This window comes from Psychromonas saccharinae, from assembly GCF_051201515.1.
Taxonomy (GTDB): Bacteria; Pseudomonadota; Gammaproteobacteria; order Enterobacterales; family Psychromonadaceae; genus Psychromonas.
Genome location: NZ_CP195153.1, coordinates 2,355,073 through 2,377,929 on the forward strand (window position 1 = coordinate 2,355,073; position 22,857 = coordinate 2,377,929).

Here is a 22,857-nt window from a genome sequence, read left to right on the forward strand (position 1 = left end):
CACTATATAAAATCATAACAATCAACTTTTGAGGCTATCATGAAAAATAATATTGAACTTGATTTCAGCACTATTCTTGCAACCAGTGCGCATGACATGAAAAACTCACTTTTTATGTTATTACAATCCATAGAACAACTTAATTTATCAGATAACCTCACGACACAACAACATCAATCCATTGCCGATCTTCATTATCAAACCTCAAGAATCAATGGTAGTTTAATGCAGTTATTATCATTGTATCGGGAAGAACACAATCAACTGCCCTTTTATATCGAAGAAAATTCAGTGTCAGAAATGCTTCAAGAAGTTATCGATAGAAATCAACTGTTTTTAAACAGTCATCATGTCAAAGTAAAAATTGATGTGGACGATGATTTAACCGCCTTTTTCGACCAAGACCTTGTTACCTATCTTATTGCTGATATTTTTGTAAATGCGTTACGCCACACGCAATCTATCGTCACATTACGCGCCTATGCGGATCAAGAGTATGTTAATATTCAAGTAGAAGACGATGGTGAAGGTTATCCTGAGCACATGTTAGCAATTAACGAACAACATGAATCTGAGTTCAATGCCTTTAAGGGACGCAGTGGTTTAGGATTATTATTTGCACATAAAATTGCAGCTGCACATAAAACAAATGAACTTCAGGGTCATATAATACTGGAAAACAAGCAAAATTCAGATGGAAGTGTATTTACCTTAAGGCTGCCTTAATGCAAAATAGTCATTAATTATCTTGATACACTGCCGATATGTTAGGTGTTGCCTTTATTAATCGTATTTTAATTTAATCTTGATGTCTTTATATTCATCACATAATGATCTTATAGGAATGTATGCTTTCACCAATAATTTTTGCCCTTATCGCTTTGTTACTTATTGTCTTTATTGGCTACAACATTATCCAGCAGTACAAAGTAAAAATGGAAAATGAACAAAAAATTGCCATCAATAAGCAGCGCGCAATTATAGCCGAAGTTGAAGAGTTATTATTAAACGCTACAAAAATGCCATTCAGCAAATCCTTATTACTCATTATGCAAAACCGTATTCGTAATGCCCTAATTACAATGCTCAAAGCATCACCTCATAGCCTGCCAATACGAGAACATCTCAGCAATACCGATCAACAAATAGAGAATTTAAAGCAAAACTATACACCACCCGATGAAAGTGTTTTACGTGCACCTCAAAGTAATAACGAAGCATTGGTTTTATTAAAAATAACCAAAAAAATACGTGCAATTTTACGTTCCGAGCATACTAAAGGTAAAATATCGACAGATATGTTTATCTCGGAAGAGAAAACAATCGAATTGATGCAACTTAAAATCAATTTAGAAAACAGTTTTAAACGTATTCAACATTCTCAATTAAATAACCAATATGGTAGTGCTAATCAAATGATTAACAAGCTATTGACGGTACTTAACGGTATTCCGGATAAAGATGCTTATTTATTAGCCAAAGAAAAAGAATTAAATGCGATTAAAGATGAAATCAAAAAACACCTTAATCAAGTGAGTGATGAGGAAGTCGAAGCCATGAAAGCAAAAGACAAAGAAAAACAAAATGATCTTGATGTATTATTCCAAGATAAGAAAAAATGGTAATCCACATATAAAATAGGTATTTAAAAGATAAAAGTAAAATATAAATTTATATGTATGATCTATATCAATCACTCCCCTATAAATTTCATTTAAATCTGCTAATTTGATTTATATCATTCGTTATTAAACCATCTCATTCTATTATTATCACATAATTTTTTAACGTGATAATTTTATGTCATACTTGAACCAAACAGTAATCAATGAGATACAAGCCGAACTCACTAATAATTTCAGACAATTACGTCAGGATATTATTCAAATTCTATTAGACTCAGAAAATCCTAGCGATCACCTCACGGCAAAAAAAATTCAGAACTTATCTCGAGATGAATTACTTGATATTATTTGCCAACTTTCCGTACCTGCAATTAATGGCAAAACATTAACAATTAAAAGTATAGATGCGGCACTGAATAATATTGATATTGATATGTACGGCCTATGTGCCGATTGTGAGAATGAAATTGGGCTTGAAGCATTGAAAAAAGATCCGACTCAACAACGCTGTGCGAGCTGTGAAATTAAATATCAAAAACAGAAGTATAATAATTTCAAATTGTAGAGTAATTCAATTAGCAATTAAAATGCATTATAGGAAAGTTATACCCGCTATATTCAATTCATGTGTCAACCATCAACTTGTTTGGTGAATAGACGCTAAACATTAGGTTGAGGGTTAACGGGTATATAGCAATTTACAAATTAAAACAAACAGAGTGTGCTAACACTCCATAGTTTATTCTATTTTTATTCCACAATTAATCTTTTGATAGTCGGACCATCTAATTTATTTTGGTATTGTTTATAATCAATACCTTGTTCGATAATATACTCAGTCACTAATTCTTTAACCATTTGTAGTAATTCCTGAGGATCCCAAACTTTCTCTAAAAAGTAGTCTAGTTTCGCCTCATTAATTGCTCTGATGGTATCAGCTTGAGTTGCTAATCCCGTTAAAAGTAATTTTTTTGTACCAATAAAACGCGGATCACATTCAACTTCAGTTAATAAATCAACACCAGACATACCAGGCATAACATGGTCTGAAATAATCACGGCAACAGACTCACCCTGTAAGTCTAATTCCTCTAATAATTCAAGGCACTCAATTGCAGATTCACATTCTTCTATATTAAAAATTTCACTAAAGTAATCGAGATCACGTGTGACTGAATCCAAAACCTCTCGTTCATCATCAACACAAATGATATTAATTTTCTTCATTAGTACCTCTCATAACTTGCTTAAATATTTTATGCTCTAAATTGTAAAACCATTTTCATATATAGCGAATAAAAAGTGTAAATTAGTGCGTTTCAAGTGAAATAAACCTCTCATTAACGATAAGAAAGGTTTATTAAATAACATTCGTTTAAATAACCAACAATTATATACTTACTGAGCAAGCGCTTTGGATACTTTCTCAAATAAATCAACAGCGAGATTATCAAGGGATAACAAACGGTTGAGTTGCACTTTAATCAATTTAATACGTGATTCATCAAGACGTTTAAATTGGATTAATGGAGTAATTAAACGAGAAGCAACCTGTGGGTTTTGCTCATTTAATTTAATTAATTGATCCGTCAAGAATTCATAACCACTGCCATCGGCGGCATGGAAATGATATGGATTATTAGCGGTAAAACTACCAAGCAAAGAACGCAATCTATTTGGGTTACTAAAGTTGAAACTTCGATGGCTAAAGAGTGCTTTAACATTGTTTAAAACATCATTGTTTGGTGAACTTGCTTGTAATGCAAACCATTTATCCATCACTAATCCATTTTCATACCAACGTTCATCAAATGCAGCCATCACTGAATCACAACAAGCCAATTGCGCACTATTCGCCGCCACTAAGGCGCCAAGGTAATCGGTCATATTATTACATTGTGTGATTTGTTCATGCACTAATGTATTAGCCATTTCAGGATCAGCTTTACTGATAAATAATAGAGAAAGGTTAGCTAATTTGCGATGAGCAATATCAGAGGTTAATGGTTGATATTCATCGCTAATATGATGCTTTTGATAAGCTTCAACAAACTCATGTTTAAGCGTAATAGCAAGTTGTTTAATCATGAAGTTACGCGCATGATGTAATGCATCTATATCAACAGTTTTAAATAACTCCATTGCACCAGTTTCACTGATAAACTCAAACATGTCCGCAATTAACGCAGGATCAAGTTCAGGATTAACTAACACTTCTTTAAATGCTTGAATCATCAATTCAGGGACTGACATATCCTGTTTAGCTTGATAACGACTTACATTTTCAACTAAATATTTATTAAATAAACTTTGTCCCGCATCCCAACGAGAAAAATCATCACTCGCGAAACGGATTAACTCAACTAATTGTTGATCCGTATAAGCATATTGATATTTAACTGGTGCAGAAAAACCACGGAATAAACTTGGCACTGGCTGTTCAGCAATACCATCAAAAACAAAGGTTTGCTCGCCATGTGTAAGACTTAACACTTTATTAGTACGGCCATCTCCAAGGTCAATGGGGTGACCTGCCTTATCAATTAATTCAATATCAATGGGAATATGAAGTTCTTGTTTAATTTTTTGATCAGCAGTCGGTGCATTTTTTTGTTTAAAACTTATTTGGTAGCGATTATTAATGGGATCAAAATGATCACTCACCGTTACTGTCGGAGTACCAGATTGGCTATACCATCGTTTAAATAGCGTTAAATCAACGCCACTCGCATCTTGCATAGCGGCAACAAAATCATCACAGGTAACAGCTTGACCATCAAAACGTTGAACATATAACTGCATCCCTTTTTGGAAATTAGTTTCGCCTAATAACGTATGAAGCATACGGATAACTTCCGCCCCTTTCTCGTATACGGTCAAGGTATAAAAGTTATTCATTTCCATTACCGAAGCGGGACGAATTGGATGTGACATAGGGCCAGCGTCTTCTGCAAATTGATGGTTACGCATCACTTTCACATGTGAAATACGATTAACGCTACGACTCCCAAGATCAGAACTAAACTCATGATCACGAAATACGGTTAATCCTTCCTTCAAGCTCAATTGAAACCAATCACGACAGGTAATGCGATTGCCGGACCAGTTATGAAAATATTCATGTCCAATCACAGCTTCGATACCTAAATAATCTTGATCCGTTGCACTATCGGAACTAGCTAGTACGTATTTAGAGTTAAAAATATTTAACCCTTTATTTTCCATCGCTCCCATATTGAAGAAATCAACGGCAACAATCATATAAATATCAAGGTCATATTCTAAATTAAAGCGTTCTTCATCCCACTTCATCGCATTTTTAAGCGAGACCATGGCATGTTCTGTTTTATCTAAATTACCCTTATCGACAAATAACGCTAAATCAACTTGTCTGCCACTTTTAGTCGTGAAAGTATCTTTTAAACAATCAAAGCTTCCAGCAACTAATGCAAATAAATAAGCAGGTTTAGCAAAAGGGTCTTCCCAAATAACCCAATGACGACCATTATCAAGCTCGCCTTGATCAATAAGATTACCATTTGAAAGTAATGATGGATAAAGCGTTTTATCTGCCGTTATTTTAGTTGTGAAAATAGCCATAACATCTGGACGATCAAGATAGTAAGTGATGCGACGAAAACCTTCCGCTTCACATTGAGTACAAAATGCATCACCAGATTTATATAAACCTTCGAAAGCTTTATTCGTTTCAGGGTTAATCTGAGTATTAATTTCTAAGGTAAATTGATCAGGTAAATGATGGATTAACAATCCACCAGCAACTAATTCATAATCATGATAACTAACATCGTTAACTAAAATAGAAACGAGCTCTAATTGCTCACCAAATAAAAATAATGGCTTATCATCTTGAACGACACGACTCATTTGACTAATTGCTTTAACGTGCGTTTTGGTATCGTAAAGGTCGAAATCTAAACTAATACGACTAACTGTAAAATTTGATACTTTGTAATCACTCAGAAATTTTTCTTGGGGTTGATTCTCAACAGCATCTTCTGTGAAAGTTGTTTGTGTCATTATGTATGCTCTTAATTATGTAACTGGGAAATTGTTAAAATGTTTATGTAAAAAATATCGTATATATAATTATTACAGCGTAAAGAAACGTTATGATAAACGGCAGAAGTACACAGGCATTAACCATCAATTGTTAATCACAGAATACCTTTGTCAAAAATATTATCGATAAGTTCCTCAATTTGCTGAACATCATTATTATTAGCTCGCATATAAGTTCGTAATCCCATTAACTGTACTTGAATATAACGGGCAACTGCTTTGGGATCTTCAGATGAATTTATTTCGCCGCAATCCTGCGCTTTAATCAGCATATCTGTAAAGGCATTTTCCATTACATTTAGTAAACGCCTTGATTCATCTAATAGGGGTTGATTATCGTCCGTCAATTCAGAAATTGTTTTAGCTAACATGCACATACCACTCGGGCCCGATTCAGCACTATTGATAATTGACATGGTGACAAACTTTTTCAATGCTTTTAAAGGAGAGCCTGTTGTTTCATAGCAGCTAGCCAGTGTTTTTAATCCTCGATCGGCATAACATTGAATGGACTCTTTATATAGCCCTTCTTTACTACCAAAAGTAGCGTAGATACTGCCCGGTCGCATATCAATAACATCTTGCAGATTACGCATTGATGTACCGTGAAAGCCTTTTTGCCAATAAAGATCAGTCGCCTTTTGCACTACCTCTTGACGATCAAATTTCAGGTTTTTACTCATGGGATACCTTAATCTCATTAACTTTGAACATGTGTTCAATATTACATCAATGCCTTCTGAAGTACCAGTACTTAGTCACAGCAGGATGATGCATGATATAAAATATGAATTAGGAGCTTGTTACAGACCAATACAAACCTTAATCGCAAGGCCAATTAAAACGATACCCGATAACCTATCGATGAAAACCGCATGATGTTGTAATTTATCGAAAACACTACTAATAGATAAAATAAAGGCAATAAAGGTATACCATAAACCGTCAACGATAAAAGGCGTTGTAACAATAATAAACTTACTGTTTAAATCACTATCTACTCCAATAAACTGACTAAAAAGTGCGATAAAAAATATCGCGATTTTAGGATTTAAAAGAGAAATAAAAAAACCTTCTCGCGCAGATTGACGAATTTGAACAGCTGCGCCTGAATGTAATTTTTCAGCGACGCCACCTTTAGAACGTAAAGCATTAATCCCTAAATAAGCAAGATATAATGCCCCAGCATAACTAATAATTTGGAATAATAAGGGAGATTGATGTAAGACGACTGCTAATCCAATTAACGTAATAAAAGCATAAATAGCAATACCAGAAGCATGTGCCCAAGCCGTTGCGATACCATTAGCTCGTCCACCCGCCAAACTGTGTTTGACCACCATTGCTAAACTTGGGCCTGGTGACATAGCACCAAGTATACTAATAGCTAATAATGATAACCAAGTCGTCAACGTCATCTGTCTAATATCCTTATCGTAAAAAAGATATTATCACCTAGACGTCACGACATTTAAAGCAATGAGTTAATAAATATCGTTAAATATTATAAAGTTAATCCTTAAGTGTATGGTAGCCAGCCCAAATACGGGTTGCCGTCGTTAACCAACATAACGTTCCAAATATCCATGCAATCGGCGCAAAATAATCTGGAAACAAACAAAACAAAACAAAACAAGCAATAGTCTCAGTCCCTTCCATTAACCCACCAATATAATATAACGACTTTTGCTTATAAACTGGACTTTCAATATTACGTTTTCCAGCCATCACTGCGAATGATAAAAAGCTAGCTCCCGTCCCGATAAAGGAAAAAATTAAGAAAGCACCAGCAACCGCATTCGAATCAGGATCACTCAATACAAAGGCAAAGGGAACCATAGAATAAAATAAAAAATCTAAGGTAATATCTAAAAATCCACCACAATCTGTTATTCCCTGCCGTCTTGCTACAGCCCCATCAAGACCGTCAAAAATACGGTTAATAACGATAAAGAAAAGTCCCCACCAATACCATTGTAAAGCAATCATTGGTAAAGCGAATAAACCAATAAAGAAACCCGTTACTGTAACGTGATTTGCTGTTATTTTTTGCCCATCTAATAAATCTGACATTAACTTTAAAGGCGATCGAATAATGTTAATCGCATATCTATCTAACATAATGCTCTCCAATAAAAATTAGTGCCACGGCCAATGAAGCGCGGCAGTGCCAGCTGGAATGTCTGCATCGTCATGGGTCACCATCAACGCAGGCACATTTTGTTTTTTGATTTGATTAAACACAAATTCTCTAAATTCTTCCCGTAAGACTTTATCTAATTTACTGAAAGGCTCATCGAGTAAAACAGCACAAGGTTTTGATAACAACATTCTCATTAAGCTAATACGGGCACGTTGCCCACCTGAAATATGTGCAGGCATCTTATCGGCTAAGTCATCTAATCCAATACGTTGAAGTGTCGATAATGCTTCCATTTTACGTTGTGATCCGGTAATTGTTTTAGGTAATGCAAAAGCTAAATTTTCCCACACATTGAGATGGGGAAATAACAAATCATCTTGAAACAAAATTCCAATACGACGCTGATCCGGTGCTAAATTTAATACATTTATATTATTTAATGTAATTGATCCGCTAATTGAAAAAACAGGGCTTAAATGACCAGCAATCACACTTAACAGTGTCGATTTACCACAACCACTTGGGCCCATTAAGGTGACCACTTCGCCTGGTTCAACATTAATGCAAACATCATCAAATAAATGCTGTTCAGGACTTTTGATAGTGAGGTGGTTGATAACTAAGTTCATCCTCGGTGGTGCTCCTTTGTGACATTGGCTTTCGTTTACAATAACTAAAATAACGACTACTAAATATTGCTAATGTGAAAAATATAAGTGGTAATAAGCCTTGTAACAACCCATATACAGCGGTTACACGTCTATCTTGACCACTGGCTAAGGCAACCGCTTCCGTCGTTATAGTTGATATTCGTCCTGCACCAAGCATTTGGGTTGGAAGATACTGCGCCAGGCTGGTACTTATCCCAACAGCTAACCCTAATAGAATAGCCGGTAATAATAATGGCCATTTAACACGCCACCATGTTTCCCATCCCGTTAATCCAAGACTACGTGCAGATTGATCCAGTCGAACATCATAATTTTTCCACGGTCCATCTAAGGCTAAATATAAATAGGGAAAAACAAAAAACAAATGACTCCAAGCAACCCATAACCAATAAAAATCTCCATTAACAAAATAGGTACTAATCTGTAGACCAAATAGTAATGATAATTGTGGCAGAATAAGTGGAAAAGCAATTAACCAACTAGGTAAGGATTTATTAAACTTTTGGCGATATTCAAGACAAATAATAACCATCGCAAGTGCAAAAAAACTGCTGACTAATGCCAAACTAATACTATTAAATGACAGTTCAAATAAAGACATCAGCTCTTGTTCCCAAAACCGTAAACTAAAGCTACTTGGGAATAAATCGGGAAAACGCCATCGCTGGGCAAATGACCAAATAAATAATAATGGAATAACAGCAATAGAAACAATCATGAGAGGTAAATACAACACATAATTATACTTTCTCACCATGTTGGCAATGCTAGATTGGGTTGTATTTCGCAAAGCGCCTGCAATTTGCCACTGTCGACAATGCTGCAATGTAAACCACTCTAATGTACGAATAACCGATAACACAAATAGTGAGACAGCTAGAATCGTCATCGCGCCGACTGCGGCACGTGGTAAAAGCGATAAATCAGGATCGTTAAACCATTGCCAAACTTGTACAGCTAATGTCGCTGGGCGAGATGGCCCTAGAATTAACGCAACATCAACGACAGATGTCCCATAAGCGGCAACTGCAAAAATAGGCAACCTCATTGCGGGTAACCATTGCGGTAAAATAACCTTTAACCACCCTTCTTTTTCGCTATACCCTAATCCAGATGAAACTGCCAAAAGTTGTTTCACTTTGATCTGTTGTAGTACTGCCACACTCATTAACAATAAAAAAGGTAATTCTTTAATTGCTAAGGCTATCATTAAGCCAATCCCATATTGATCCTTAATGATGCTAAATAACCCTTGAGTTTCAAATCCCCATGATTCTAATAAACGAAATAACCAACCCGTTGAAGAAAACGTGAAAGAAAAGCCGATTGCAAAAGCAATATGAGGAATCGCCAGCATAGGTGAAAGTGATAACTCGATGCGTTGCCAATAAAGTGAATTCCAATATTGTTTAATTATCACAAAGCACAATAAAGTGGCTAGTGCCGTACTCCCCAAACCGGTGGTCAATGTCAGTACAATAGAATGAAGCAAACCTGGCCAATCTGCGACAACTGAAAAGGCAGCCAAACTTGGCGTATGCATACCAAGAGAAGGTAACCAAGAAAGTGCAGGAATAATTAATCCTAAAATACCCGGAATAAAAGGTATTGCACAAATCATCAATGTCACAAAATAAAGCCGTTTAATCATAGAATTACCATTTACTTAGCGTAGCGTTTTTGCCATTCAAATTGTAAAGCAGGACCCCAACTAGGATGCGGCTCAGAAAGTGATTTATAAAGTTTAAAGGGTTGTTTACCCGATTCAGATAGTGCCTTCGCACTTAATACCGATGGATCACCCCAAATACTATCATCGGCTTTACGACGTTGCGCTTCGACACTTAACAAAAAATTAATTGCAACTAACGCACCTTCCTTCGCAGATGAGTTCCATGGAATACCCATAAAGTGAATATTTGATAATGCACCTTGGTCAAACGCATAGGTTTGAGCCGTTTCAACCAATTTACCGTGTTCTATCGCAGCCTTTGCTGCATTCGGATTAAATGTAATCGCCATCAATAATTGACGATCATCTAGTAATTGTACCGTTTCACTAGTTCCTGAGGGAAAACGTTGACCTTTATTCCATGCGACAGCGTGTAATTGATCCAAATAATTCCATAATGGAGCTGTAATGCTATTAAATTTTTCTTTTTCTGTGGCAGGGTCAATTGGGAGGTATAGTTCACTCTTATCATTAGTTAATTCAAGTAAAGCCGATTTAAGAAAGCTCGTCCCGTGAAACTCTGGTGGTTGAGGATAAGTAATTTTTCCTGGATTACGTTTTGCTAATGCCAATAAACCCGTGAAATCCTTCGGTGGATTTTTTAATGTCTGTGTATCATAAATATACACCAATTGACCGACTCCCCAGGGAGCTTCTAATCCTTCCGTCGGTTCAGTAAAGTCATTATCAATGGGGAGTGTTTTATCAACCAATTTCCAGTTAGGCAATGTTTCGGTAAATGGCCCAAACAATAAGTCATTTTGTTTCATCGAACGGAAGTTTTCACCATTTATCCAAACTAAATCAACACTCCCTTCCGTTGATTTACCTGCTACTTTTTCAGCAAGAATACGCTGTGTCGTTTCAGCAATATCAGCGACTTTAACGTGCTTTAAAGTAACTCCATAATCAGCTTGTAAACGTTTATTTGCCCAACGTAAATAATCATTAATAGGTTGGCTTCCGCCCCAAGCATTAAAATAAACCGTTTGTCCTCGCGCCTTATCTAGTGTTTGCTGCCAATTATCTAACGTATCAGATGCGTTAGCTAAAGAAACCGGTAAAAAATGGGTCGCAACAGCAAGTGCACAAGTGAGAATTATTTTTTTCATTAACGATCCTATCTAACATTATTGAATTAAAGCAAAACAAAAGGGAGAAATTGATCTTCGGAAATCAACTTCCCCCTTATTATTGACTTATTTACGCATCCATTTATGGTATTTGGCAACCCATTCTAACAGTTTTGTTGGCGCATTTGCTTGACGCCACACACCTGCAGTGTATTTAACCGCTTCACTCATTGTTGGATAGGGGTGAATAGTTGCTAAAATTTTATTCAACCCAAGTCCATGACGCATTGCCAATGTAAATTCAGCCAATAATTCCCCAGCATTATTACCTACAATTGTTGCACCTAATATTTTGTCTTTCCCTTTCGGTGTAATCACTTTAATGAAACCATGATCTTCACCATCCGTAATAGCACGGTCAAGGTCATCAATACCGTAGGTTACGATATCGTAATCTATGCCCTTCTCAATCGCTTCTTTTTCATTGATACCTACACGAGCAACTTCAGGAGAAGTATACGTAGCAGCCGGTAACACGGAATAATCAACTTTGAATTTTTTAAATTTACCAAATAAACCATTTACAGCAGCATACCAAGCTTGGTGCGCAGCAGCATGAGTTAATTGGAATGGACCAGCAACATCACCAACGGCAAAAATATTTGGATATTGTGTTTGTAAATATTCGTTTACTTCAACGGTTCCACGCTGAGTCGTTGTAATACCAAGTTCCTCTAACCCAAAACCTTGTACATTCGCAACACGGCCTAACGCTAACATAACCGCGTCAAACTCTACGATAACTTCTTCACCATTAAGATCTAAATAAACACGTTGAATGCGGTCACCATTTTCATCGGAAACAGACTCAAATTTCGTAGCACGATGACTTAATAAAACTTTTACACCGTCATGATTCATACTATTAAATACAAGCTCTGCCGCATCTTTATCTTCACGGATTAATAACTGATCTGCCATTTCTACCAACGTCACATCACTGCCTAGTCGACCAAAACTTTGTGCTAACTCACAGCCAATCGCTCCACCACCTAAGACCAATAAACGTTTAGGTTGTTCTTTTAGCGACCAAATTGAATCCGATGTTAGATAATCTACTTCATCCAATCCAGGTATCTTAGGCACTAATGGTCGCGCACCCGTTGCAATCACAATATTACGAGTGGTAATGGTTTTACCGTTAACTTCAACTTCCCATGGTGATTTGATCGTCGCGCTGCCCGTCACACAATTCACTCCAATTTTTGAATAACGCTCAACTGAGTCATGTGGTTCAATTTTAGCGATAACATTATGGATACGAGACATTACCTGTTCAAAATCAACGGACGGTTTATCAACATGAATACCAAACTCAGATGCACGCGATATTTCAGACATCGCATGTGCTGCACGAATAATTGCTTTAGACGGTACACAACCCGTGTTCAAACAATCCCCTCCCATTTTTTCACGTTCGATTAATGTGACTTCAGCTTTAACTGCAGCTGCAATATAAGAGCTCACCAAACCACCCGAACCTGCACCGATAACAACCATGTTTTGGTCAAATGATGCTGGACGATTCCAGCCTTTATATACACGGCCACGATTAACAAGGTTAATAAAATATTTTGCGATCATAGGAAAAACTCCAAGTAGTGCGAAAGAAATAAGTACGGGTGCAGAAACAATTCCGCTTAGGGATTCAATATTAGCCAATTGTGTGCCAGCATTTAGATACACAACGGTGCCTGCTAACATACCGATTTGACTAACTAAATAATAAGTACGTGTTTTTAGTGGTGTTAAACCCATTAATAAATTAACCAAAAAGAATGGAAAAACGGGGATCAAGCGCAGCGTAAACAGATAAAGTCCGCCATCTTTTTTAATGCCTTCATTGATGGGAGCCAATCTATCGCCAAATTTGCGTTGTACCCAGTCACGTAAAATAGTGCGACTGATTAAAAACGCAAGCGTTGCACCAATAGAACTAGCAAAAGACACTAATAATAAACTCCACCAGAATCCAAACAATGCAGCTCCTAGTAATGTCAAGATAGCTGCACCAGGTAATGAAAGCGCCGTTGCAACAATATAAATACTGAAGAAAATCACACTGGATAAAATGGGTTGTTGCTCAATGCTGTCCTTAAGCGAAATTTGTAAATGTTTAGCTTGATCAAGCGTAAAATACTGCCCAAGGTCAAAGCTAAACCAAACACCTATAACAATAATAAGTGCGGTTAAAATAAATATTTTCTTTTTGTCTAATGCTTTCACGTTTTTTCCTTATAAATATTCGTATTATTAAAGTTAAAGACCCATAGGTAAGCATATTTATTTCAAAAAACTTTTTAAAATTAATATTTTTATAACTAAAAGTTAATTAACCCCGCCCTAATTTTTTAAATTTAACCGACATTCACGTCAACAAAATACCCCCTTTCAATGTATCTACTCAACCTTATCTCGCGTATAATTTATTTTTCCCCTGCTCAACAAAATAATTAAACTAAATAAGACTATTTCATACATTTTAGAAGGTAATTAATCTTCATGGCGTCGACATCATTCAACTGGACCCCAGTACTTATTGCTAGCCTAGTGGTTAGTATAGGACAATTTAGCATGGGCCTTGTTTTTCCCTCTCTCCCTTGGATTGCTTTATCGTTAAATATTTCTGCTGAAGATGCACAAAAACTTATTTCATTTTATTTATTGGGCTTTGGCCCCTCACAATTAATTTACGGCCCCATTTCCGATGCAATTGGCCGTAAACCGATTTTATTAACGGGTTTATCACTCACTTTATTGGGATTAACGATTGTATTATGCGGAAATGATTCATTTGGGTTATTAACACTGGGCCGATTTGTACAAGGATTAGGGGCTGGTTGTTGTGCTGTCTTAGCACGTGCTTCCTTAAGAGATTCCTATCAACATGATGAGCTTGCACAAGCATTATCATGGTTAACCATCGTGGCATCATTTACCCCCATTATCGCACCGGTGCTAGGCGGATTTATTAATCATTATCTGGGTTGGTATGCCGTCTTTGTTTCACTGTTCTCATATATTGCCATTGTGTTTACATTATTATTTTTTATATTCAAAGAAACCTTACCGCAAAAAGAAAAAGTGCCAAACTTAACACATATTCTTATTACCTATTCTCAGTTCTTAAGATCCCGCTATTTTATTAGTTTCGCAACAATTGGCTGGTTAAATTTTAGTTTGGTTGTGCTAACTATTTCAATGATGCCCTTTATTATGCAGATAGAAATTGGGATGAGTTCTGATCAATATGCGCTCTGGGCATTAATACCAGCCTTTGGCTTACTAACAGGGAGTTCTTTATCTAATCGTATTAGGCCCAAGATAGGCATTAAAAAAACACTGTTTATTGCGCCAATATTGCATAGTTCAGCGGGTCTTTGGCTTATTTTTTGTCCTGCAACACCATTGGCAATGATGTTAGGACAATTTTTTCTGACAATGGGAAATGGACTGGCACTGCCCTGTGCACAAACACAATTATTAATGCCTTACCAGAAAAAAGCGGGGTCAGCGGCTGCAGTATCAGGTGCAGGACAAATGATTATATCGTCTTTGTTAAGTATGCTATTAATGAGCTTAGGCATCAACCACGCTTGGCATTTAGGACTAGTGATCATGATATTTGCAATGATTAGCGTGATCGCGATTATTAATGGTTTTAACTCTGTCCCTTAAGTCATCGATAATAACAAAAACAATCCGTTGTATGATCGTTAACCATGCCAACTGCTTGCATAAAAGCATAGCAAATTGTTGGGCCAACAAAATTAAAACCTCGTTTCTTTAACGCTTTGCTCATCTGTTCTGAAATATCAGTTTTTGCCGGGATATCTTGATTAGATTGCCAATGATTTTTAATGGGCGTGTGATTAACAAATCCCCATAAATAATCACTTAATGAACCGAGCTCTTTTTGAATCTCAATAACACCACGCGCATTTTTAATAGCAGATTGAATTTTGAGCTTATTACGAACAATACCAGCATCATTAAGTAACCGTTCAATATCTTTATCATCATAATTAGCGACTTTAACATAATCAAAGCCTGAAAAAGCCTGTCGATAATTTTCACGCTTTCTTAAAATAGTTAACCAATTCAACCCCGCTTGCGCACCTTCAAGCACAAGAAATTCGAAAAGTAGTTGATCATCTTTAACGGGCACGCCCCATTCCTTATCATGGTATTCAACATATAAAGGATCGTCACCACACCATGTACATCGTTTTATCATTACAACCTCAACCACTTATTCATTGATAATAAAAACAATATACCCCATAACCGATTGAATATACTACCCATAAAAAAGGGCTATCCATGACTGAATAACCCTAAAGTGGAACAACTATGAAAATTATTATTAATTAACCTCGACTTGTTTCGCGGATTTAGCTTCGACTGCTTCATCTGCAATAAAGTGACCTTTAGAACGTTTAATAACATACGTTGTTGCCATTAGCGTACCTAAGATACCAACTACGGTAGAAACATCCATTGATAGACCAAAGCCAAGTTGACTGCTATTAAGAATGAAAGTAATACAAACGGTTGTCATAAACATCGCAGGAACAGTCGTGATCCAATGGAATTTATTATGACGAAGTAAGTAAGCTGATGCAGTCCATAACATCATCACTGCCGTTGTTTGGTTAGCAAAACCAAAGTAACGCCAGATAATACCGAAATCAACTTGCGTTAAGATAGCACCAAGAACAAATAAAGGTAATGCCATCATTAAACGGTTACGCATTGTTTTTTGTTCCATACCAAAGTATTCAGCAAGGATTAAACGGCTTGAACGGAATGCAGTATCGCCAGACGTGATAGGTAAAATAACCACACCAAGGAAAGCGATGATACCGCCAAATCCACCTAGTAGACCAATTGATGTGTTATAAACAATTGCACCAGGGCCACCAGCACTCACTGCCGCAGATAATGCATCCATAGAGCCAAAGAATGATAATGCTAACGCACACCAAATTAACGCGATAACACCTTCTCCAATCATGGCACCGAAGAAGACAAAACGGCCATTACTTTCATTTTCAATACAACGTGCCATTAAAGGTGATTGTGTTGCATGGAAACCAGAGATAGCACCGCAGGCAATGGTGATAAATAGACCAGGCCAAAGTGGCATATCATTCGGGTTTAAATTTTTAAACATATCCATTAATTCATAGTCACCAAGTAACGTATGTTCGCTTGAAATCATCAACGCAGCAATCAGACCAACGGACATAAATACAAGTAACGCACCAAATAATGGGTAGAAACGACCAATTATTTTATCGATAGGCACAATCGTTGCCACAACATAATAAGTAAAGATAATACCAACCATCCCAATTAACGGCATAACAAAGTCTGTTTTATCATTAATAAGCGTTGTGATCATACTTGCAGGAGCAGAAACGAATACCACACCGACCAAGAGTAAAAGCACTAAGGCAAATACATTCATAAAATGTTTTGCACCATTACCTAAATATTTACCCGTAATACTTGGCACGGAAGCACCGCCATTACGAATTGATAACATACCCGAGAAGTAGTCATGAACTGCACCGGCAAAAATACAACCGATAACAATCCATAACATAGCAGCAGGACCGTATAACGCCCCCATAATTGGACCGAAGATAGGGCCAACGCCAGCAATATTAAGTAACTGAACAAGATATACTTTTTTCTTTTCCATTGGGACATAATCGACACCGTCGCCTTTACTGTAGGCGGGGGTTGTTCGTTCAGTTTTAATACCAAACACTTTTTCAACAACTGAACCGTAGATAAAATATCCACCGATTAATAGTGCCACACAAAATAAAAACCAAAGCATAATAGTTACCTCTCTTCATCTAATTATAGGGGTTAACAGCTTATGTCGATGCAGAGTAACATCTTATTTAACTGCTATGGTTAGCACCTTACGCTTATCCATAGCAAGATCATTAGTTAATAGAATGAGTGGTCATATAGAGAATTAAGCGGTCGAAAACTCAATTAAATGGTTTTGCAGAGGATTACGAAAGTGAAAATCGTTCTTTTAATTCCTTCAAAAAACGGCGGCTAACGGGCGCGACAGCCCCATTCGTCGTGATAATTTCGGCTAGGCCATTATCCAGTAATTTAATTTCTCTGATCGTAGATGGGTTGACTAAATACTGACGATGGCAACGAATTAAATCCGTTTTTTCTTCCAGTACTTTTAAACTTAACGAACAACTATGATGAGCGTCAGAATTATCACTCACCACATGCACACCCGATTGATCCGAATATGCCATTTCTATTTCCTGTGGTTTTAATAATAGAAATCGATTAAAACCAGCACAGGGAATAAGTTCTAAATGATGGTGCATCATGGGTCTATAATCCACTGGTTTAAGTGTTGCTTTAAGCCGTTCTATTGTTTTATTTAAGCGTGATGTTTCAACGGGTTTTAAAATATAATCAAAGGCATTATCTTCAAAAGCCTTTAATGCGTATTCATCATAGGCGGTAACAAACACAACCTGTGGCATGGTGTCAGGATCGAGCATACTGAGCATCTCTAACCCACTTATTTGTGGCATTTGAATATCTAAAAATATTACATCGGGTTTTAAGCAATTAACCTTTTGCAAGCCGGTAATCGCATTACTGCAATCTGCTATAATTTCAAACTCACCCGACTCATTCAATAATTCAATAAGCTCTTCTCGTGCATAAGCTTCATCGTCAATGACAATTGCTTTAAACATCTTTTTTCTCCTGTGTAGGCTTTATATAGGGAAATATTAATGTTGCCGTTGTCGAAATCCCCGGCTCACAGGACATTGTTAAACCATAAAACTCACCAAATCGATTTTTTAAACGTTTATCCACTATTTGCAATCCTAAACCTGTAATTTCGTCTTTGGGGGAATATGTACCGGCATTATCGACCACGGCTAAATGTACCAGAGATTTGCCAAGTTGGTTTTTAATACAACCACGAATTTCAATAACACCATTTTCCAATAAATTTGATGTACCATGTTTAATTGCATTTTCTACTAAGGGTTGTAAGGTAAAAGTCGGAACGATGACATCTAATAATTCATCATCAACAAGAAATTTAACTTCCAGCCGATCTGAAAAGCGCGCCAATTCTACTTCAAGATAAGAGCGAATGTGAGCAAGTTCTTCACTAATTGAGACGGCTTTAATATTACTTTTAAGATTACGACGAAAAAATTGAGAAAGATGTTGTATTAATTCGCGTGCTTTATCAGGATCACGACGAATTATCGCACTAATAGTATTCAATGCGTTAAATAAGAAATGAGGATTAACTTGTGCCTGTAATAAACGTAACTCGGCTTGTGTCAGGAGGGTTTGCTGTTCCGTATAACGTCCAACAAGAATTTGATTTGACAGTAATTTAGCCAGTCCTTCTCCTAAACTACGATTGACCGAGGAGAATAGCTTTTGTTTTGGCTCATACAATTTAACCGTACCGAGCACCACCCCTTCAGTATCAAGTAAAGGGATAATCAGCGATGAGCCTAATTTGCATTTATCAGATATAGAACATTGATATGAAAGTTCATAACCATCGGCATAAATCAACTCCCCCTTTTCAATGGCTTCTTTAGTGTAATCAGAAGAAATCTGTGTACCGGGTAAATGATGGTCATCGCCGATACCAATAAAAGCGAGTATTTTTTCTCTGTCGGTAATTGATACAGCGCCCACCCCGGTCTCTTCATAAATAATACGGGCAATTTTCTGTGTATTTTCAATATTAAACCCAGTATTAAGAATACCAACTGAACGTTCAGCAATGGTCATGGCTTTACTTGAAAATGCGGCAGAATATTTTTCATAAATGGCTTTGCGATCCTGGATCATACTCATAAATATCGCCCCGCCAAGCGAATTAGCAATCATCATGGGTAAAGCAATGGCTTGGACTAAATGTAAAGCCTGATCAAAGGGTTTAGCGACGATTAATATAATCACCATTTGCATCATTTCAGCGAGTAATAAGGTGATATAGACAACACTTGGTTTAAATATTCTATCGACAAGTCCACGGCGAACATAATAACTGTGTATTAAGCCCCCTAACAATCCTTCTGCAGTGGTTGAGAATGTGCAGGCAACATCGGTAAATCCGCCCATTGTATAGCGATGAATACCACCAGTAAAACCAACGGCTAAGCCAACAAGCGGACCACCAAGCAATCCGCCCATCACGGCACCTATCGCACGAGTATTTGCAATAGCATTTTCTATTGCCAACCCAAAATAAGTACCAAGAATACAAAAGGAACTAAATAAGATATAACAAGCAATACGCTGAGATAAATGCCCCGACACAGTAGTAATAGGCATAAACAAGGGAGTTTTACTTAATAAATAAGCAATAACAACATACACACTTAATTGTTGTAATAAAGAAAAAATTAATTCCATAACATCTCAATAAACTAAATAGAAAATACCAATAACTGTGATTCTTAACGTAAAGATCCATTGTTCCTGCAGAGCGCTAATGTACCCTTTTATGAAAAATAAAACAGTCATCAAGAACACAAATATGGTTTAGAATACTAACAACTGTTATCCAATATCACGTTACGCAGACATAAATACAAGCGGACCTTGGTTAGCGATATGTACCTTATACTTTAATCAGTATATACTCGCGCTTTTTAGTATTTATCAAAATTGGTGATTTAAATGAGTGTTGATGCGATCGGTTTATCTTCTGAGTTATTAAAAGCAGTAAAAGCCTGCGGATATAAAAATCTAACACCTATTCAACAACAGGCTATTCCGATTATTCGCAATGGCCATGATCTACTTGCCAGTGCGCAAACAGGTACCGGAAAAACAGCCGCATTTACGCTACCTATTCTTGATTTATTAGCTAAAAATGTGACCACCAGTACTGCGAATAACACGACGATTAAAGCGTTAATTTTAACACCAACACGGGAGCTCGCAGCGCAAGTTGCTAAAAACGTTGCTCAATACAGTGAATATTTACCCTTAACATCGGGTGTTGTTGCTGGTGGTAGTAATATGAGTCCACAAACTAAACTGCTGAAAAGTGGTGTTGATATTTTAGTCGCTACTCCAGGGCGTTTACTTGAACACCTGACCTTAAGAAATGTTGACCTTACCCATGTAAAATATCTTATTCTTGATGAAGCTGACCGTATGCTCGATATGGGTTTTTTACAAGATATTGAAAAATTAATGCAAGTCGTTAAACAAAAACATCAAACCTTAATGTTCTCTGCAACCTTTTCAAATAAAGTTAAAACCCTAGCTAAGCAATTATTAACGACCCCGAAAACATTAGATATTTCACCGCAGAACTCCACATCAGGAAAAGTGAAACAACAAGTATACTGGGTATCTGAAACACGGAAACGTGAACTGTTATCTGAACTAATTGGGGTGAAAAATTGGAAACAAATACTGGTTTTTGCTGGGACCAAAGAAAGTGCCAACCTATTAGCAAAAGAATTAAAATTAGATGGGATAAAAGCCGCTGTTTGTCATGGAGATAAAACACAAGGCGCACGTAATCAAGCCATCCAAAAGTTTACTGAAGGTAGCGTGCGTGTATTAGTCGCAACGGATGTCGCAGCGCGAGGTCTTGATATACCCGATTTACCCTACGTTGTTAATTTCCATCTTCCTTTTTTAGCAGAAGATTATGTACATCGAATCGGTCGTACAGGTCGTGCAGGTAGAAATGGACAAGCAATTTCATTAGTTAGCCCTAAGGATGCACAATTCCTCGATAATATTGAGCAATTAATCGGCCGTAAATTTGAAAAAATCGTATATCCAGGTTACGAGTTTAATGCAGAATTACCTTCGCAATATAATCAAAAATCTGAACAACCGCTTAAAAAAAGTCGCTATAAAGCCACTCAAGAACATAACCAAATGGTTGCGCGTAAAAAAGCTGAAAATACCCCAGCCGCTATTCGTCGCGAAAAAGCAAAACGTCGCAAGAAAAGATAGTGCCAGCTTTTCCCGTTACGATATCCGATGCAAAGCCACTCAATTTGTGACTTTGCATCTTCAATACTTACGGATATACCCTATTTCTATTGACTCATTTTCAATCATTAAACGGCATGTAAATAAGTCGCCTCTGGCATTAATGTTTCTTGGAAATAGGCATTCGAATATATCTCTTTAATGTCTTCGACACTCGGTGTACCCGGATTAGTTAAAGTACAAGGGTCCTCAAAAGCATGTTGACTCATACGATCAAGTACTTTCATATACTCTTCTTCTTTAATTTCCACTTCAGTAACCGCTTTTAACGTTAATGGAATACCCAATTTTGCATTCAATTTACGTAGTTCATCTTCAAGACAATCAAATCCCATATACTGTTCAATCTCTTGATATTTATCGGTAAATTGTTTGTTATATTTAACAATATGCGGCAATAGAATCGCATTTGCTAAACCATGCGTGATACCAAACTCGCCACCGATTTTATGTGCTAAAGAATGTGCAAGTCCTAATGACACATTAGAAAAAGCCATTCCCGCAAGTGTTGAAGCATTATGCATATTTTCACGTGCGAGCATATCAGAACCTTGATTAAAGGCATTTTCAATATTATTAAAAACAAGTTTAACTGCACGCATGGCCAATGGATCACTGTAGTCATTCGCAGCAATAGAAACAAAGGCTTCTAGGGCATGGGTCATCACATCCATCCCTGTGTTAGCAGTAATATAGGCAGGCATTTTAGCCGGTAACGCTGGGTCGATAATCGCAACATCTGGCACAATATGTGGTGAAACGATTGGGTATTTCATATGTGTTTCATGGTCAGTAATAACCGAAAATGCAGTTATTTCTGATGCGGTACCGCTGGTGGAAGGTATCGCAATAAATTTCGCTTTATTACGCAAAGCAGGCATAGAACCAACTGGCACAATTTGGTCAAAAGTAAGTTCAGGATGTTCGTAGAAACACCACATGATTTTAGCTGCATCGAGCGCAGAACCACCACCAATAGCAATGACCCAATCCGGATTGAATTTGGTCATCATATCAGCACCTTTGATTACCGTTTGTACAGAAGGGTTTGGTTCAACACCTTCAAACACAATAGATTGAATACCCGATTCAGATAACAACCGTTGAGTTTGTTCGATAAATCCAAAGCGTTTCATGGAACTCCCCCCAGTCACAATAATCGCTTTTTTGCCTTGGACTTCTTTAAGTGCATCAAGTGCATTTTCGCCAAAGTAGATTTTTTCTGGGATTTTAAACATATTCATATGCTAATTCCTTATAAATTTTATGGGTTAAAAGAAAGATGCACCAATCTTCCTCCACCCTAGATAAAAATCAATAAGTTAGTTTAAGATATGCCATTAAAAACTCAAATATTTGATCTCGATTAAAGAGTCGAAGAATGGCAATAGACGCAGAATTTAAAAGG

At 36.9% G+C, this 22,857-nt stretch carries 19 protein-coding genes; 5 read left to right on the forward strand and 14 right to left on the reverse strand.

Annotated elements, in window-relative coordinates; all coding sequences use genetic code 11:
• The first annotated feature begins 39 nt into the window (after positions 1 to 39).
• From ACR30L_RS10430 to ACR30L_RS10440, 3 genes are all read left to right on the forward strand, one after another.
• Positions 40 to 726: a sensor histidine kinase gene (locus ACR30L_RS10430; RefSeq protein WP_435234193.1), complete on the forward strand. Its 687-nt coding sequence runs from the start codon at positions 40 to 42 to the stop codon at positions 724 to 726.
• A 122-nt stretch (positions 727 to 848) separates the two neighbouring features.
• Positions 849 to 1,625 (forward strand): DNA repair ATPase, encoded by a 777-nt coding sequence (locus ACR30L_RS10435; protein ID WP_435234194.1) that lies wholly within the window; start codon positions 849 to 851, stop codon positions 1,623 to 1,625.
• Positions 1,626 to 1,800: 175 nt separating this feature from the next.
• The gene (locus ACR30L_RS10440) at positions 1,801 to 2,190 is read left to right on the forward strand and encodes a TraR/DksA family transcriptional regulator (protein WP_435234195.1); all 390 of its coding nucleotides are present in this window, start codon (positions 1,801 to 1,803) and stop codon (positions 2,188 to 2,190) included.
• 185 nt (positions 2,191 to 2,375) lie between these two features.
• Here the strand turns inward: ACR30L_RS10440 and ACR30L_RS10445 are convergent, their stop codons facing one another.
• The 9 genes from ACR30L_RS10445 to lpdA all read right to left on the reverse strand — a co-directional run bounded on the left by ACR30L_RS10445 (position 2,376) and on the right by lpdA (position 13,613).
• Entirely contained in the window at positions 2,376 to 2,852 is a 477-nt protein-coding gene (locus ACR30L_RS10445) for a response regulator (protein ID WP_435234196.1), read from the reverse strand.
• A gap of 171 nt (positions 2,853 to 3,023) precedes the next feature.
• Positions 3,024 to 5,666, reverse strand: coding sequence for an aminopeptidase N (gene pepN / locus ACR30L_RS10450; protein ID WP_435234197.1), 2,643 nt, complete (start codon positions 5,664 to 5,666; stop codon positions 3,024 to 3,026).
• A 137-nt stretch (positions 5,667 to 5,803) separates the two neighbouring features.
• Entirely contained in the window at positions 5,804 to 6,391 is a 588-nt protein-coding gene (locus ACR30L_RS10455; protein WP_435234198.1) for a TetR/AcrR family transcriptional regulator, read from the reverse strand.
• Positions 6,392 to 6,511: 120 nt separating this feature from the next.
• The gene (locus tag ACR30L_RS10460) at positions 6,512 to 7,126 is read right to left on the reverse strand and encodes a LysE family translocator (protein WP_435234199.1); all 615 of its coding nucleotides are present in this window, start codon (positions 7,124 to 7,126) and stop codon (positions 6,512 to 6,514) included.
• A 94-nt stretch (positions 7,127 to 7,220) separates the two neighbouring features.
• Positions 7,221 to 7,829: a CDP-alcohol phosphatidyltransferase family protein gene (locus tag ACR30L_RS10465; RefSeq protein ID WP_435234200.1), complete on the reverse strand. Its 609-nt coding sequence runs from the start codon at positions 7,827 to 7,829 to the stop codon at positions 7,221 to 7,223.
• Positions 7,830 to 7,847: 18 nt separating this feature from the next.
• On the reverse strand, positions 7,848 to 8,480 hold the full coding sequence (locus ACR30L_RS10470; RefSeq protein WP_435234201.1) for an ATP-binding cassette domain-containing protein: 633 nt from the start codon (positions 8,478 to 8,480) through the stop codon (positions 7,848 to 7,850).
• On the reverse strand, positions 8,440 to 10,173 hold the full coding sequence (locus ACR30L_RS10475) for an ABC transporter permease (RefSeq protein ID WP_435234202.1): 1,734 nt from the start codon (positions 10,171 to 10,173) through the stop codon (positions 8,440 to 8,442). Before ACR30L_RS10475 ends, ACR30L_RS10470 begins: the two co-directional genes overlap by 41 nt.
• Positions 10,174 to 10,184: 11 nt before the next feature.
• On the reverse strand, positions 10,185 to 11,366 hold the full coding sequence (locus ACR30L_RS10480) for an ABC transporter substrate-binding protein (protein ID WP_435234203.1): 1,182 nt from the start codon (positions 11,364 to 11,366) through the stop codon (positions 10,185 to 10,187).
• Between the two features lie 87 nt (positions 11,367 to 11,453).
• Positions 11,454 to 13,613 (reverse strand): dihydrolipoyl dehydrogenase, encoded by a 2,160-nt coding sequence (gene lpdA / locus ACR30L_RS10485; RefSeq protein WP_435234204.1) that lies wholly within the window; start codon positions 13,611 to 13,613, stop codon positions 11,454 to 11,456.
• A 276-nt stretch (positions 13,614 to 13,889) separates the two neighbouring features.
• Between lpdA and ACR30L_RS10490 the strand changes: the two genes are divergently transcribed.
• A complete protein-coding gene (locus ACR30L_RS10490) occupies positions 13,890 to 15,065 on the forward strand; it encodes an MFS transporter (protein WP_435234205.1) in 1,176 nt (391 codons plus the stop codon).
• A 1-nt stretch (position 15,066) separates the two neighbouring features.
• On the opposite strand, the gene ACR30L_RS10495 is transcribed toward ACR30L_RS10490, so the two are convergent.
• The 4 genes from ACR30L_RS10495 to ACR30L_RS10510 form a co-directional block, all read right to left on the reverse strand.
• On the reverse strand, positions 15,067 to 15,624 hold the full coding sequence (locus tag ACR30L_RS10495) for a DNA-3-methyladenine glycosylase I (RefSeq protein WP_435234206.1): 558 nt from the start codon (positions 15,622 to 15,624) through the stop codon (positions 15,067 to 15,069).
• A gap of 129 nt (positions 15,625 to 15,753) precedes the next feature.
• On the reverse strand, positions 15,754 to 17,238 hold the full coding sequence (locus ACR30L_RS10500; protein ID WP_435234207.1) for a carbon starvation CstA family protein: 1,485 nt from the start codon (positions 17,236 to 17,238) through the stop codon (positions 15,754 to 15,756).
• A gap of 184 nt (positions 17,239 to 17,422) precedes the next feature.
• On the reverse strand, positions 17,423 to 18,142 hold the full coding sequence (gene btsR, locus ACR30L_RS10505; RefSeq protein WP_435234208.1) for a two-component system response regulator BtsR: 720 nt from the start codon (positions 18,140 to 18,142) through the stop codon (positions 17,423 to 17,425).
• A complete protein-coding gene (locus ACR30L_RS10510; RefSeq protein ID WP_435234209.1) occupies positions 18,135 to 19,841 on the reverse strand; it encodes a LytS/YhcK type 5TM receptor domain-containing protein in 1,707 nt (568 codons plus the stop codon). The genes btsR and ACR30L_RS10510 overlap by 8 nt, the downstream gene beginning before the upstream one ends.
• A gap of 267 nt (positions 19,842 to 20,108) precedes the next feature.
• Here ACR30L_RS10510 and ACR30L_RS10515 point away from each other — a divergent pair, with 267 nt between their 5' ends.
• The gene (locus tag ACR30L_RS10515; protein WP_435234210.1) at positions 20,109 to 21,410 is read left to right on the forward strand and encodes a DEAD/DEAH box helicase; all 1,302 of its coding nucleotides are present in this window, start codon (positions 20,109 to 20,111) and stop codon (positions 21,408 to 21,410) included.
• A gap of 107 nt (positions 21,411 to 21,517) precedes the next feature.
• On the opposite strand, the gene ACR30L_RS10520 is transcribed toward ACR30L_RS10515, so the two are convergent.
• The gene (locus ACR30L_RS10520; protein ID WP_435234211.1) at positions 21,518 to 22,693 is read right to left on the reverse strand and encodes an iron-containing alcohol dehydrogenase; all 1,176 of its coding nucleotides are present in this window, start codon (positions 22,691 to 22,693) and stop codon (positions 21,518 to 21,520) included.
• Positions 22,694 to 22,857: the final 164 nt, after the last annotated feature.